This is a genomic window from Mesorhizobium sp. GbtcB19, from assembly GCF_019091085.1.
Classification (GTDB): Bacteria; Pseudomonadota; Alphaproteobacteria; order Rhizobiales; family Rhizobiaceae; genus Mesorhizobium.
Genome location: NZ_JAGXJY010000011.1, coordinates 14,724 through 29,694, shown reverse-complemented (window position 1 = coordinate 29,694; position 14,971 = coordinate 14,724). Strand labels below are relative to the sequence as shown.

At 63.8% G+C, this 14,971-nt stretch carries 12 protein-coding genes; 6 read left to right on the top strand and 6 right to left on the bottom strand.

The window, feature by feature from the left end; translation table 11 throughout:
• Positions 1–140: 140 nt before the first annotated feature.
• Positions 141–1,070, top strand: a complete 930-nt coding sequence (gene rarD / locus KVT37_RS19130; protein ID WP_217575901.1) for an EamA family transporter RarD — start codon at positions 141–143, stop codon at positions 1,068–1,070.
• A gap of 60 nt (positions 1,071–1,130) precedes the next feature.
• Complete coding sequence (locus tag KVT37_RS19125; protein ID WP_217575899.1) at positions 1,131–1,817, top strand: glutathione S-transferase; 687 nt, start codon at positions 1,131–1,133, stop codon at positions 1,815–1,817.
• Positions 1,818–1,819: 2 nt separating this feature from the next.
• Here the strand turns inward: KVT37_RS19125 and KVT37_RS19120 are convergent, their stop codons facing one another.
• From KVT37_RS19120 to KVT37_RS19100, 5 genes are all read right to left on the bottom strand, one after another.
• Positions 1,820–2,815 (bottom strand): transporter, encoded by a 996-nt coding sequence (locus KVT37_RS19120; protein WP_217575897.1) that lies wholly within the window; start codon positions 2,813–2,815, stop codon positions 1,820–1,822.
• Positions 2,816–2,925: 110 nt separating this feature from the next.
• Positions 2,926–5,769 carry a class I SAM-dependent methyltransferase gene (locus tag KVT37_RS19115; RefSeq protein ID WP_217575895.1) on the bottom strand — a complete coding sequence of 948 codons (2,844 nt, stop codon included), beginning with the start codon at positions 5,767–5,769 and terminating at the stop codon, positions 2,926–2,928.
• Positions 5,766–6,845 (bottom strand): glycosyltransferase, encoded by a 1,080-nt coding sequence (locus tag KVT37_RS19110; protein ID WP_217575893.1) that lies wholly within the window; start codon positions 6,843–6,845, stop codon positions 5,766–5,768. Before KVT37_RS19110 ends, KVT37_RS19115 begins: the two co-directional genes overlap by 4 nt.
• Positions 6,846–7,041: 196 nt before the next feature.
• A complete protein-coding gene (locus KVT37_RS19105; protein WP_217575891.1) occupies positions 7,042–10,374 on the bottom strand; it encodes a serine protease in 3,333 nt (1,110 codons plus the stop codon).
• 7 nt (positions 10,375–10,381) lie between these two features.
• Positions 10,382–10,918 (bottom strand): CU044_2847 family protein, encoded by a 537-nt coding sequence (locus KVT37_RS19100; RefSeq protein ID WP_217575889.1) that lies wholly within the window; start codon positions 10,916–10,918, stop codon positions 10,382–10,384.
• A 42-nt stretch (positions 10,919–10,960) separates the two neighbouring features.
• On the opposite strand from KVT37_RS19100, the gene KVT37_RS19095 reads away from it, so the two are divergent.
• The 4 genes from KVT37_RS19095 to KVT37_RS19080 all read left to right on the top strand — a co-directional run bounded on the left by KVT37_RS19095 (position 10,961) and on the right by KVT37_RS19080 (position 13,576).
• Positions 10,961–11,176, top strand: a complete 216-nt coding sequence (locus KVT37_RS19095; RefSeq protein ID WP_217575887.1) for a DUF680 domain-containing protein — start codon at positions 10,961–10,963, stop codon at positions 11,174–11,176.
• A 216-nt stretch (positions 11,177–11,392) separates the two neighbouring features.
• Complete coding sequence (locus KVT37_RS19090) at positions 11,393–12,364, top strand: MBL fold metallo-hydrolase (protein WP_217575885.1); 972 nt, start codon at positions 11,393–11,395, stop codon at positions 12,362–12,364.
• A gap of 35 nt (positions 12,365–12,399) precedes the next feature.
• Entirely contained in the window at positions 12,400–12,861 is a 462-nt protein-coding gene (locus KVT37_RS19085; protein ID WP_217575883.1) for a tetratricopeptide repeat protein, read from the top strand.
• 208 nt (positions 12,862–13,069) lie between these two features.
• Positions 13,070–13,576 carry a DoxX family protein gene (locus KVT37_RS19080; RefSeq protein WP_217575881.1) on the top strand — a complete coding sequence of 169 codons (507 nt, stop codon included), beginning with the start codon at positions 13,070–13,072 and terminating at the stop codon, positions 13,574–13,576.
• Between the two features lie 21 nt (positions 13,577–13,597).
• Here the strand turns inward: KVT37_RS19080 and KVT37_RS19075 are convergent, their stop codons facing one another.
• Positions 13,598–14,848, bottom strand: coding sequence for an ROK family transcriptional regulator (locus KVT37_RS19075; RefSeq protein ID WP_217575879.1), 1,251 nt, complete (start codon positions 14,846–14,848; stop codon positions 13,598–13,600).
• Positions 14,849–14,971: the final 123 nt, after the last annotated feature.

The following is a 14,971-nucleotide window of genomic DNA, read 5'->3' as shown; positions in this document are numbered from 1 at the left end:
CCGGCTTCGCCGGGCCACCTCTCCCCACTGCGTGGGGCGAGGAATAGCGCCCCGGCCGCTTGAACCATCACCATAAGTCCATTGATCCATCATAATTTTGTGATGGTTTTGGGCGACCCGCTGGGCCATAGCGTTGGACCATGGTCACCGCTACAGCCGATCTCGATCAAGATGCCAAGGCCCGCCGCGGCTTCCTTTTGGCGCTTGGCGCCTACTTCCTCTGGGGACTGCTGCCGTTTTACATGAAGGCGGTGGCGCATCTGCCGCTAGCCGAGGTGATCGCCAACCGCGTCGTCTGGTCGGTGCCGATCGCGGCTTGCGTTCTGGTCTGGACCGGCCGCACCGCCGACTTCAAGGCGGCGATCCGCTCACCGAAGAGCATCGCCATGGCAGCGCTGACGGCGACGCTGATTTCGATCAACTGGGGCATCTATGTCTGGGCGATCGCGGTCGACCGTACAGTGGAGACGGCGCTCGGCTATTACATCAACCCGCTGGTGGTGGTCGTTGTCGGCGCGGTGCTTCTCGGCGAGCGGCTCGACCGGCTGCAGATTGCCGCGGTCGCGCTTGCCGCCATCGCTGTGGCGGTGCTCACAATCGAGGCCGGAAAGCTGCCCTGGGTGTCGCTGGCGCTGGCCTTTTCCTTCGCTGCCTACGGCTTCTTCCGCAAGACATTGCCGATCGGCCCGAGCCAGGGTTTCCTGCTCGAAGTGCTTTTGCTGTCGGTGCCGGCGCTCGGCTACATCGCCTATCTGATCGCCACCGGGCAGGATCATCTCATCTCCAGCACCGGCTCCGACACGGCCTTGCTGATCGGCTGCGGCCCGATCACCGCGGTGCCGCTGCTGCTCTTTGCCTTCGGCGCCAAGCTGCTGCGCCTGTCCACCATCGGCATCATGCAATACATCGCGCCGACCATGGTGTTCCTGATCGCCGTGCTGATCTTCGGCGAGCCGTTCGGCACCACGCAGGCGATCGCCTTCGCGCTGATCTGGACGGCGCTGGCGATGTACAGCTGGTCGATGTTCAGGGGTCGCGAGGTCCGCCCGCCGGCGCCCGCGACAAGATAGGCAAAGGGCGAGACGGCTGGCCGTCTGGAAATTGCATAAGCGAGAAGGAGAGGGCGCCCGATGTATGTTCTGCATATCGGCAACAAGAACTATTCGTCCTGGTCGCTGCGGCCCTGGCTGCTGATGCGCGTCCTCGACATTCCCTTCGAAGAGCGGCTGACGCCATTCCCGGCCGGACCGAGTTTCAGCCTCTACCGGCAATTCTCGCCGAATGGACGCGTGCCCTGCCTGGTCGACGATGGCTGGGCGGTCTGGGATTCACTCTCGATCGTCGAATACCTGGCCGAACGCCATCCGGGCGTCTGGCCGGCGGATGCGAAAGCGCGCGCCTGGGCGCGCTCGGCTGCCGCTGAGATGCATTCGAGCTTCACCGCGCTGCGCAACGACTGCCCGATGAGCTGCGGCGTGCGCGTCGAGCCATTGCCGATGTCCGCCGCGCTGGAACACGACCTCTTCCGCATGGGAGATCTTTGGAACGACGGCCTTGTGCGTTTCGGCGGACCATTCCTGACCGGCGACCGGTTCGGCGCCGTCGACGCCTTCTTCGCGCCCATCGCGTTCAGGGCGCAGTCCTATGGCCTGGCTTTCGAAGGCGCCGCCGCAATCTATCCGCAGCAGCTGCTCGACCTGCCGGCCATGCGTGAATGGCACGCGGCCGGACTTGCCGAGACATGGCGCGAGTCTGGCCACGAAGCGGAAGTCGGCGCGGCCGGCACGATCGTCGAGGATTTGCGCGCGATCGCTTAGAGCTACACCCGGCCCAGCCGCCGCACGATCTTGTAGACGATGCCGGCGATGACGATCGAGATCGCCGTCACCACCCAGAAGCCGTGCGGCGTATCGACCAGCGGCAGCCCGCCGACATTCATGCCGAACAGGCCGGAGATGATGGTCATCGGCAACAGCACCGCCGTCATGACGGAGAGGATGTAGAGCAGCTGGTTCGACTGCTCGGTCAGCTTGGCCATCAGCTCGTCTTGCAACAGCCGCGTGCGCGCCTGCAACTGCTCGCCGTCGTGATGCAGCGTGTGCGCCCGGTGCGACAGGCGCGTGGCCATGTCGTTGATCGGGTCGGGCAGCTCATTGCGATGCGAATGGTCGAGATGGCGGAAGAGATTGGTGAGCGTCGCCATCTGGCGGTGGATCAGCACCAGCTGGCGGCGCGCGTCGACCAGCGCCTGGCGCTCATTGTGCCATGCATCGCAAACGATGCGGTCCTCGATGCCGTCGAGCGTGTCGCCCATCTTGTCGAGCTCGACCGCCATGCCGTCGAGCGACTGGCCCATCACCGCCTCGATCAGCTCGGACGGTGTGCGGAACTTGCGCGCGCCGCTTTCCACCAGCTTGCGAATCTTGTCGACCGATTCCAGCGGCTGTTTGCGGGCGCCGATCAGCATCCTGTCGTTGAAGGCGAAGCGGAAATGGGTGAGCCCGCGCGCTTCGGCGAAATCGTGCCTGAGGTCGGGCAGGTCGCCATAGAGAAAATCGTCCTCGAAATCGATCTGGCAGCCATGGCTGGGCGACAGGAAGGCATCGCGCACCGGCGCCGGCAGCGCCTGCTCGGCGCCGATCTCCTGACGCGCACGCATGTCGGTGATCTGGTAGCTGCGCCAGCTCCAATGCGCCTCGGCGGGGTCCTTTGTGCGGGAACCGTCTTCTTTGAAATGGTAGATGAAGAACAGTCCGTGCTCGTCCGGCAGATAGGGCGAGAGATCGGTGCCTTCGGAAGGAACAGCAATGTTCATGGCGGCTTCGCCGGTCTTGGTTCTGCAAACGGCTCGCTGGGCGGCCATGGCAACCTTACCATGGAGGTTTCCGCCTGGTGTGACGGTTTGGTGACCGCGTTTCGGCCGCTTCACTCGCCGCGTTTGGCGAACGGGTTGCGCAGCCAGCGCAGCGGCGCGGTCAAACGCCAGCTGTGCGAGGCGAGCATCGCTTCGCGCGCTGTGACGAGGCCCTCTCGCTCCCGGTACAAGGCCTCCCTCTCGCGGTGCAACGCATCCCTCTCGTGCAGCAACGCCTCTCGCTCACCGGACCGAGCCGCATTCTCGCGAAGCAACCGGTCGCGATCGCCAAGCACAGCGTCGCGGTCCCGATGCAATTCTGCGACGATCGCATGCAACTGCTCGGACTGCGTATGGAACTCGCCCAGCCGGCTTTGGAGATCGTCGACCGACCGCCTCGCTGCGGCCCTTTCGCCGGCAAATGTCCGCCCCACCAGGGCTGAGGCGCTGTCCAACTTAACGCGAATCCCGTCGAGTTGATCGCGAAGGTCCTGGCTGTCGCCGTCGCGCGCCATCGCGCGCAATATCGCATAGGCATCGGCCACGATGGGCGGAGCATCCCGGTGGTCGCGCAGCTGATCGACGGTGCATCGTTGATGATGCAGCTCTTGCGACAGGAAGCTTTCCACGTCGCTCCCGGCCTGCTCCGGCCGGATCGGCCAGGCAAGATCGATCGCCCTGGAGGCTTTCGTCAGCTGACCTTGCCAGTCGGCAAGCAAATCTTCGTAGAGCAGAAAAGAGCGCGGCATGTGCCTGGAGTGCAGCTCCGCATCGAGCACGTGCCTCAGCCACACCAGCAGCGAGCCGGCCACTGGAAAACCGTCGCGCCGCTCTATCGAATAGGCGACCTCGAGGGGATTGCGGATTGGAAGCAGCGCGGCCGTGTCGATCCGCATGTCGGCGAGGATCGATGACATCCATGGCAGGAAGCGGCAGCTGCGCGGCTCCTTGATGAAAAACAGCGCCGCATCGCCGAACTCGCTTTCCAGGATCGCCTCGATCCTGTGGCGATGCCCTTGCGCCACTTCGGAAGCCATCCAGCCCGGATCGAGCGGCAGCCAGTCGTGCCAGCCGGAACCGGCCGCGGCGAGCAGATCGTTGGTCGCCGCGTTGAGGCGCAGGCTTTCCCAATATCCCGTCGGGTTGTGACGGTCCCCCGACATCAGGCTGTGCGGGCCGGCGACGCCCAGCGCGTTGACCATGCCGCCCAGGACGGAAGTGCCGCTGCGATGCATACCCAGGATAAGAATCGCTTCTCGCTTCGCATGGACAGAGCGGGCTTTCTCGTCCGCGGGCTGCGGCTCTTCCGGTAGCGGCAAACGCGCCTGCAGCCATTCGGCGATACCGGCCGGCAGCTCGAGCCTGCCGTCGAATATTGGATTGGCTTCGCTGGAGTTGGCCGAAAACAGCCCGTGATAGTGGATGTGGATCAGCTTCGCGGGGTCCGGAGCCTTCGTGCGCGCCAGATTGTGCAGCGGAAAATTATGCGTCGCCGGCAAATGGCGCACCGCATGATTGCCGGCGACGGCCGCCAGCGAAAGAGCCGCCTGGCTGGTCCCCCAATAGGCGGTTGCTTCGCCGCTCTGGAGGCCGGTGCCGGTCCTGTAGGTCGGCTGGTCGGTGCGCCAGGGCTTCAGCTCCGCCGCCACCAACTGCCTGAAGATGCCTTCGGTGCGCTGGAAAAGGGCACAGCTTCTGCGGGCGGCGATCAGCCCGCCATTGTAGCTTGCCCGCACGACAGCGGCGCCGTCGCTCGTCCATACGACCGGCAGGTGCTCGTATTCGACGCCGGCAAGCCCGCACAGGTCCCGCCAATAGGGATCGAAGGCATCGCCTGGGCCTGTCGTGCACATGCCCTTGCTGTCGACCGGGCGCGCCGCCGCGTCGCAGTCTTCGAGCAGAAGATCGGGTTCGCCGATGAAGACCGCGTCGCTGTCGAGCTGGACGATGACCGGCGGCCCCGGCCGGCGCTCGACCGCGGCAAGCGAATGGATGCGCCAGGAGGTGCCGTATTGCGGGCAGCAGCTGTCGATCTCCAGTGGCAGGTATTCGACCCCCATCTGCTCGAGCTTCTGGATCGTCGACGCCGACGGCCGACGGTCGCTTCTCGGCGAAACGACAATGATCGGACATTGCGAATAGCTGCCTGCGAAAGAACGTATGCTCTCGCAAAGCAGCAGCGCCTGCGCCTCCAGCACACCGGCCTCGGCGATCAGAACGAATTCGACGCTTTTGGCCGGATTGTCCGGCAACGGCTTTGCGAAAGACGCAGTCCGATCCGTACGCGGGTTGGCCGCTTCCAGAGGCACGGTCTTCTGGATGATGAGCTGTTCGCCGCGATGGAGTTCGCGATATTCGCCTTTGTGCCTCGCGAGGAAGGTGTCGACCCCGAGCTTCGGGCGGTCGGCCTCGTCCGCGAAGAAGGCCCATTCATAGTCGTCGAAGATGATGAGGCCGCCTTTGTCGATCATCTGCCATGACGCCACGGCGTCGGCCAGCACGTCGGCACTGTGGTGGCTGCCGTCGATATAGATCAGGTCGAAGCGGCGCCGCTCGGCGATGAGGCCGGCCAGCGCCGCCGAAGACATGGCCTTCAGCTTTTCGAATCGCCCCTGGAACTCGGCGAGATTGAAGTCGAAGCGCTGCTCGATATGCGGCAGCTGGTTCGACCATTTGAGGCGAAGCGCATGCTCGGTGCTGCCTTCGAAACTGTCGATGCAGGTCAGGCGGCAGGAGGCTAGATAGCGCAGGAAGAAGATCGCCGAGCGGCCCTCCCACGATCCGATCTCGAGCACGTCGAGCGGCGCTTCGCGCCGCGCCGCGAGCAGCGTCGCCCAAACCGGGAAGAACCGCGACGTCCAGTCGGTGGAGAGCGCCTTGCCTTCGAACCAGCTTGCGAAATCGGCGTTCATCATTCCCGCTCTTGTCCCGACGGGTTCGATCCGGCCGAACCCATCCTGGATGCCACGCCCAACGCCAGGCGCCTGGCGGCGGCGCGGGTCGCTTCGAGCGGATGGACGGGCAGGCACCGCAAGCACAGCGCCAGCGCATCCTTGAGCCGCTGCGGCGGGCTGGCAAGCATGCGGGCGGTGATGTGGCGCTTGAGCCGTCTTGCCGCCGCCGCATCGTCCGGGCGCTTGAAAGGCCCGGAGGCGGCAAGGAAGACCCCGAGCACGTCCAGCAGCTTGCGATAGGCGACGGCCCTTCGCTCGATGGCGATGTCTGTGCCGCGGATGAAGCCGGTCAGGTCGCGCGCGAAGGCATCGTCGTAGAGGTCGTAGGTGAGCCCGATACGGGCCCAGGAAGCCTCGCGGATCGCATGCGTGCGGTTGCGGGCATTCGTTGCGTTGGCCACCGTCAGTCCCAGCGTGTTCAACCTGTAAAGCGTCAGCGGCTCGGCAAGATTGCGCGCCCTGCAGAGCGGCAGCATGTCGAACCACAGATAATGGTCCTGGGAGACGAGCTCGTGGACCCGGTATGTGCCTGCCGCCTCGAACAGGCTTCTGCGATAGGCGACCGCCGAATGGTAGAACGGATTGTGGAACAGGATCGTCCAGCGGATTTCGAGGTCCGTTTCGGGCATGGCCTGAGCCCCGACCACCCGGTCAGCTTCGTCGATCAGCGTCACCGCGCTTCCGACGAGGCCGAGCTCGCTGTCCTCGTCGAGCGCCGCCACCAGCCGCGCGACATGGGAAGGCTCGGCCACGTCGTCGGAATCGAGCCGCAGGATGATGTCGCCGCGCGCCGCGGCGATGCCCCGGTTGGCTGCCGCGGCCGTGCCGAGATTGGTCGGATTGGTCAGGATCAGGATGCGCGGATCGCGCCGCGCCAGCGCCTCGAACACCTCGCCACGGCCGCTGGCGTCGTCGACGATGATCAGTTCGAGGTCTTCGAAGTCCTGGCTGAGGACGCTGTCGACCGCCCTGTCGAGAAAACGCTGGTCGGTATAGGCCGTCATCACCACGGATGCGCGCGGAATGTGATCTGACATTTCGTCCTGTCGCCGCTGCAAGCCTGCCTCCGATCCGTACCATCCGATAGCCAACCGGGCCGGCCACCGCAAACGGAAATCGAAGGCCGCAACCACCTCTCAGGACGAGAGTGCGGCCGCGTTGGGTCGGTATCGGCAAACTGGGGCCTGACCTACGGCTTTAGGAATTCGCCGACCCCGTATCCGCGAGGTTCGTTCAGCGGGATAGTTTCCCCGACATTATTGCTTTCCAGATGCGATCCTTGCGTTCTGCTGGGGTGAGGCTGTCATCCTCGAATATCTCAAGCAGATAGAGGAGGGCCTTCTCGCCATCTTGATCGCCTCGACGGCGTGTCTCTTCCAAGATGGCATTGAGGACTGCTCTCACCTTAACCGGTGAAAATTCCTCTTCTGCGAACCAGAAAACGTCGCGCGGGTCGGCAGAACGGGCAAAGACGAACGCGAGAGGGGGTACCTCGTTTGACATAGGGTTAATTGACATGAGCTTTTTCAAAGCAAGCGACGCGATTGAAGTCACCTGACTCATCTTGGAAAGTTCTAAGCCAAGCCATTCGCGAAATGCGGCCTGACCAGGTGTTAGGTCGCCAAAAGCGGAAAAGGCTGGATAGACGAAAATGTGGGTATCGTCTGGATGGCAGACCGCCAGGACCTTTTCGAGATAATCGCAGAACTGGGAGACTTTGGCCTGTTCCAGGGTCGTTCTGTAGCAAACCTCTTCGAGCGCATAACGCACATCACTGCTCATCTTCTCACGGGGAGGAAAATAAGCCTTGAGCAACGGGACCAGATCGTCGAGCGAAAGCTGCGGATCGTCGGGCTTCCAATGATTTGTCAACCGCAGGACGACTCGCTTCTCCAGTCCCAGACGCTTGGCGATCGCAAGTGCGTCATTGATACCGACGATGTTCGTTCTGACGCCTGCAACCAACGTTGCCTCATGCAGACAGTGAGACGCAACGATCCTATTGAACAATTGTTGCGACGTCTCGGGCGGCAGTAACCGCGTTGGCGCGCAGGCGATGAACATTTCCTGCAGTTGAAGGTCGTCCAATCGGTCGATTAGCTGCAACAAGCCGTTGCGGATACGCGCTCGAATTTCTTCATTTGGTTCTGCCTTTTCCAGCAACGTCATCCAGGCCTTGCGCAGAACAACAGGCGTTGGCCCAGGCCTCTGCTGCGCCGACTGCTCGAGTTGTTCCGCCACCAGGCTTGGCTCATCCTCACAAAGGGCTTCCAGGAGGGAATCGCCACCCTGTCGCTCGACAAGGATGACCTCCTTGAACACTCGGCCAAGGCCGATCCGCTCGCGATGGGCGAGCAGCATGCATAAGGCGAAGCTGCCGACCGTCGCTTCGCGAGATGCTCCGCGCTCGCTGTGATGGGACAACGTTGCGCCATCCGAGAGCAGGTCGATCAAAATGCCCGCTCCGTCGATCGTATCTTCCTGCACGAGCTCGGCCACCAGACGCGTCAGCCCGAGTCCAAGTCGGGCGGATCCCACCGTGCCGGGGCGATGCCACTTGCTGTAGACGTCCTTTTCACGCCAGCCATAGCCCTCCTGCAAAAGGATAGCCTCTCTCAGCAAGATCCGAAGAGCGGGCAAAGGCAGGCTGGCAGGCAGGTCGGTCTCGGCGCTGATCGCGCTTTCGACGAGCTCTTTTTCGACGAGCGCATTCACGATTGAGATTTTCGCCGCATCCAATTCGGGCCTTCGTTCCAAACCAACCAGGATGCCGAAGAAGCGGAGCCAGTCCCAAATACTGGCATTCCCGCTGCCCGTGGCGACCTGCTCCGCCATCTGCGTGGCCTTCGCCTGATCTTTGTCCAGCAGAAGCTCGATCGTCAGTGTGACGACATTGGGTGCCGCGGTTGGCCAGTTTGACGCGCCGTCCGCGGCTAATTTCAACGCCAATAAAAAGTCGTTCAATTCGTCGAAGATGATGCGGTAACCTGCCTCGACCGGTTCAAGGATGTTGGCGTGGCATAACGCATTGACCAGCGCGGCGTCCGCGACGGCTTCGTGGTCGAAGCCGAGTACGCCGGAAGGTTCTTTGGCCATCTCCGCCGCCAGCGCGATCGTCTGTGCACGAGCCTTGGCGGGATGCCTGTCCTTCAACTGCACCATTGCCCGGTCGAGCAGCGTGTCGAGATAACTCGACAGGACGGCGCTGCGGTGCTGGGTGCCCGCGCCAGGTGTCGCCAGGCGAAACATCAAAGGTTGGCGACCGATCGCGCGGGCAAGACTGGCCGGGAGGTGGTAGGCCTGCGCCGCTTGAGCGGCCTCATCAGTGGTGAATTGACCCAGTCGGAACCAACCCCGTTCTTCGTCCGCAGCCTTCGCCATGAACAGCTTTTTGCCTACCTGCTTTTCGACGCGGGAGAACAGTTCGCGCTGCGTGGTGAAAACCATGCGCCAACCCGTTCGGTCGATTAAGCCCAGCAGGTCGGGAAGCCATTCATCGGCGACCTTTCGAAGTTCCAGCGGCACTTCGTTGAGGCCATCGAGCAGCAACAGCGGCTTTGGCTCGCAGCGGCTTCCAAGCGCCTGCATGCCGCACCCGGCGGGCATGGCTGCGGACGCTGCCAGGAGCGCTTCAAATGCCTGCGCTACGGGCTGGTTGCTGGGTAGGTCGGCGCCGCGAACGAGCCAGACAGGGTATTGCGAGCGCTGCGTTGCCAATTGCACGAGGAGCGTCGTTTTGCCCTGGCCGGCGGCGGAGATAATCGGAAAGGCTGCGACGTTCGATTGCAGGAAATCATTCAGGGCTTGCTCGAAGCCCTCGCGCGAAACGATACGGTCGGCCGTAACGATGATGTCGCGGTCGCGCATCCGCTGCAGCGTCGTTTCCGTGGCCGACCTCAGCAGCTCTTTGGCCGCCAGACGATTGGGCGAATTGCCGTAGCGGGGAACGGTTTGCTCGTTGTGGGCGAGCAGTCGCTGCAGCGTCTGGGAAGCGGCTGCTTGCGCTAGTGGGCTGACGAAGCCCCCGATATTGCCCGGTTCGGAGCCGACCGCGAGCAAGCCGGTGACCGCGCCTCGGACAGGGTCCCAGATCGGCGATCCGCTCATGCCGCCAAGCACCTGGAAGCCCGTTACCAGGCCGCCGGTGATGGTGTAGGTGCGGGCATCGTGCGGGTAGCTTATCTTCATTTCCCCCGTGACGGTTCCGCTCAATGGCGCGCTTTCGCCGAAGGCCCCGGCGGCCAAGAGCTGGACACGTGTCTGGAAAGGCCCTCCGATAGCGGCGGACAGAAGCGGGACGGCGGCTGGAAGGGAAGTGTCCGGCGGCATGTCGAGTCGCATCAGCGCCAGGTCGCAAGCTGCCAGTACGTTGTCGGAGGAGGTAAGCCAGGCGACCTTTGCTCTTACTCCGTCCCGGCTGGTCGCCACGAGCTCGCTGCCTGTCGCGGCGACATGATGACAAGTCAGCAGGGTGCCCTCGCCATCGACGAGAACAGCCGTGCCGGCCAGCTTGCGATCCTTGGTCTCCAGGCGGAACGTCGCCGCCTGGAGAACATCGGCATTCATGGTCGCCTCAACCGGGCGTCAGTGTAAGTTTCAGGTTGAGCGAGGCTTCCCCCGACGATCCCACGACGATGAAATCGCCCTTGGCGGTGACCTTGAGGCCGAGGGTTATCTCCGCCGCGCCGACTTTACGTCCCTTGAAGGCGTCCGCGAAGGCGTCGGCAAGAGCCCCGACCATTCCGATGGCCGCCTTGAACGGCTTCTGCGCCACATGCGCCACATCCTCGGCGCCGGCGGCCTTGAGCGGCCCTCCTGTGTCCGAGACTTCAGCCCGGATCTCAAAACCTTCCACTTGGAAAACGACAGTATCCGCCACTTCGAACTCCCCCTCCGTGATTGTCACGCCAACGCCAGTATTGCCGATAATACTTGGGTAGGCGAGCCATTTCTTGCCGGTGCATGGCCGCCGCAAAATCCGTGATGCCTCCGAACCAGCAGCGTTCGGTGCTGCCGGTTCGGGCAGTACTTCCCATGCCCGCGCAAAAAAATCTGCCGCGCCCCGGGAATAAAGCCCGGGCCTTCCGGGTCTTGGCTGTAGCGAGGCCATCCTCCCAAGGCACGCATCGATCAAACCGGAAGGAATACCGACATGAACAGAACCGTCTTCGCCGCTCTCGCCATTCTCGTTGCCACCGGCAGCGCCTTTGCCGGCAGCGACCACTTCTCCGCGACCGGCCAGCAGGCTGTCGCCGTCGACACCACCACCACCGCTTCCATCGTGAAGCCCGAAATGGCCGCCCACGACATGAAGCCGGCGGCCAGGATTGCTGCGGATGAGCCCGGCCAACGCATCTGGGGTCATTGAGCTCGGAGTTCGGGGCCGAACGTCCCATCCGGGTGAGGAAGGCACGCCTCGTCGGTTAAGGAACCGAAGTCCCGATCTCCCCGGCGCAGGTCGGTCTTCAGTCGGACCGGCCGACTCCGGTTTCCGCAGCCGGCGGAGGGTCGCACCGGGCCCTCCGCCATTCAATCGTACCGCCTGAAACCTGAAGCAGAACGTAGCCACAAGAGGAGATTTCTGATGTTCAACATGACACGCCGCATGGTGCTCGGATCAGCCGCCGCCGCTGCCGCCTTCGGCATTGCCGGCAAGCTGGAATTCGCGCCCGCGGCTCACGCCGAAACGCCGGTCGAGCCGCTGGTCGGCTTCTACAAATACAAGGTGGGCTCGCTCGAGGTCACCGCCGTCTATGACGGCATTTGGCGCAAGCCACACGACCCGGCCTTCATCAAGGACGTGTCGGTCGACGACACCAAGGCAGCGCTCGCCAAGGCGGGGCTCACCACCGACTTCATGCCGATCCCGCTCACCGTCGTGGTGCTTCAGATGAACGGCCGCACCATCATGATGGATGCCGGCTCCGGCGTCGGCCAGTGGCAGGCCAACGCCACGCATCTGCCGGCCAATATGAAGGCCGCCGGCATCGACTACAAGGCGATCGACACCATCTTGATCTCGCATTTCCACCCCGACCATGTCTGGGGCCTGATGGAGAAGGGCACCAACGACCCGGTATTCCCGAACTCCGAGCTGATCGTCAACGCCACCGAGTACAACTGGTGGACCGATCCCAGCCGCCTCGCCAAGCTGCCCGAGGGCCGCAAGCCGGCGGGCAAGCGCATCGCCGAGAACTTCCCGAAATGGAAGAACTGGAAGCTGGTCGAGGACGGCGCGGAGGTGGTGCCCGGCATCCGCATCATGGCGGCGCCCGGCCATACGCCCGGACATTCCGTCTACCATGTCGATGCCGGCGCCGAGCAGTTCCTCGTCTCGGCCGACACCATGTACGTGCCGGCGCTGCTTGCCCCGCATCCCGAATGGCAGGGCGCCTACGACCAGGACGGGCCGATGGCGATCACCACGCGTCACAAAATCATCGATCAGGTGATTGCCGACAATGTCCGCATCTGCGGCTCGCACTTCCCGTTCCCCGGCACCGGCAGCTTCGTCAAGGACGGCAGCGCCTACGCCTTCACTCCAACCGAGATCTGATTGAATCGGATCCTGAACAGAAAGCGACAACTTCCATGAAACACGCACTTTTCGCGGTGCTCGGCGCCATTGCGGTCTTGACCGCGGCCCCGATCGCCATCGCCGTTCCGGCCTATGCCGTCGACGACATCGAAGGCGCCGATGCGCCGGACCTCACGGCCGTCAAGGCCAAGATCGACGCCAAGGACTACAAGGGCGCGTTGGCCGACCTGCGCGACCTCGCGCAGGACACCCAGCAGGCCGACGTCTACAATCTGCTCGGCTTCACGCTGCGCAAGACCGGCGACTATCAGACCTCGCTCACCTACTACACAAAGGCGCTCGAGCTTAAGCCCGACCACAAGGCCGCGCATGAATATCTGGGCGAGCTCTATGTCGAGACCGGCGACATGGCCAAGGCCAACGAGCAGCTTGCCTCACTGGAAAAACTCTGCCCGGCCGGCTGCGAGGAGCTTTCGGACCTCAAGCAGGCCATCGACACCAAGGTGACGAAGTAACCCCGCCTGTTTCCTCGCCCCACGAAGCGGGGAGAGGTGGCCGCGAAGCGGCCGGAGAGGGGGCCTCGCGCTGATCTCTCTCGCTAACACCAACTTTTTGGGCGCCACGGCGGTAGCGCCCGAAAACCGGAGCCGGCGTTCCTCTCCCTCGCGCCGGCTCCGACCTTTCAATCTCGATCCTGCCTGTTTCCAAAGACTGGAGCCGACCATGACATCGACCGAACTTGCCGAGAAGCTGCATGCCAGGGACGTCGTCCTGCTTGCCGGCCGGCTGCTTCTGTCCCTGATCTTCGTGCATGAGGGACTGCAACTGGCGACGCATTTCGAGGGCGCTCAAAAAGCGATGGCCGCGCTCGGAGTCGGCACGCCGCTGCTCGTCGCCACCATCCTGCTGCAGCTCGGCGCCGGCCTGTCGGTGGCCTTGGGCATACTGGCGCGGCTGGGCGCGGTCGGGCTCGGCCTGTTCTGCCTGATGACGGCAAGCCTCTTCCACACCAATTTCGCCAGCCAGAACGAATTGCTGCATTTCGAAAAGGACCTCGCGATTGCTGGCGGTATGTTCATCCTGGCGCTGAGCGGCGCGGGCGGATTGTCGGTCGACCGCGTGCTCGTCGAGACGATGAAGGGCAAAGCGGGCGCAAGCGCCAAGGTTGGCTCCACAGCCACACCGGCCGAGCCGCATCTTTCGACCGGCGTGACAAGCCTGCCGGTGTGACGGCCAGGCTGCCGCCTTCTCTCAGCCCTGGCCGGCGAGCGCCGAGAGGCTGCTCAACAGCTTCGTCCGGTCCTTGCCGATCATCAGCACGCTGCTGTCGGGCGCAAGCAGGGCCGAGAAGGGCAGCATGGCGGCGCCGATCGGCGAGGCCTCGGGGCCAAACTGTCCCGGTACTATTTCCGGCGCGACGATGCCGATGGCGCTCACCCGGTTGAACTGGTTCTGCACTTTCGCCAGCAATTCGAGATGGATCGAACGCGGCAGGATCGAGTCCAGCACGATCGCCTCGATGTCGATGACCGAGGTGATGGCGATGATCGCCTCGACCAGCGCGTTGGCGCAGTCCTCGATCCATTCGAACAGCGGCTCGCGCGCGCCGGGCGGCATGGGGTCGAGCTCGCGCACGCGGACGATCTCGATGCCGCGCGATTTGAGATGATTGACCAGCACATAGATCGAGGCGCGGTGCAGCAGGCTCTGGTAGCGCGCCGGCTTCGCCGCCACCGAATCGAGGCTCGACGGCGAGACCGGCAACGGGCCGAGCGCGGCGCTGTTGCCATGCGGCCCGGTATGCACCTTGCCGCTCTGCACCAGGCCGCCGCCGACGAAAGTGTCGATCGAGATGTGCATGAAGTCGCGGAAGCGCGAACCCGCGCCCTGCACGAGCTCGGCCAGCGCGGCGGAAGTGGCGTCGTTTTCGATGAACACCGGTGCCTTCGGCGGCGTGGCGAAGAAGGTCATGAGATCGATCGCTTCCCAACGATCGCCGAGGTCGTCAGGGAAACCCAGTTCCTCGCTCCAGCCGCCGAGGAAATAGGGCGAGGCGATGCCGACGCCGACGATCGAGGCATCGTCGAGCCCGTCGACCAGCGCCTCGAAATTGGCGAGCGAGGTGTTGCCGGCCTTGCGCACCAGATCCGGGTCCGGATAGCGGTATTCATGCGAGGCACGCGCCCGCACCTCGCCGGCGAAATCGACCAGCACCGCCTCCAGCGCGCGCCGGCCGATCTTGATGCCGACGCTGTAGATGCGCTCCGGCGCCAGCCGGTAGAGGATCGAAGGCGATCCTCGCTGCCCGAACCTTTTTCCCACTTGCTTTACGAAACCGGCCTGCTCCAGTCCATCGACGATGTCGGCAACGGCGGCGGGCGTGAGATGGGCGGCGCGCGCCAGGTCGGATTTGGACGCCTCCTTCAGGCGGCGGACGGCGTCGAGCACGAAACGCTCGTTATAGTGCCGAACCTTGACCGAATTGCTGCCTTTTCCCGACAAACCGCCATCCCCCAGGTCTTGCCGCCGATGCGGCCGGCTCTATCTGCAATCGCGGTCGTGAAGCCGCCGGATCGCGTCGAAGCGTGGCGCGACACTGCGCGTTGCGCGTCAGGAAGTCAATTT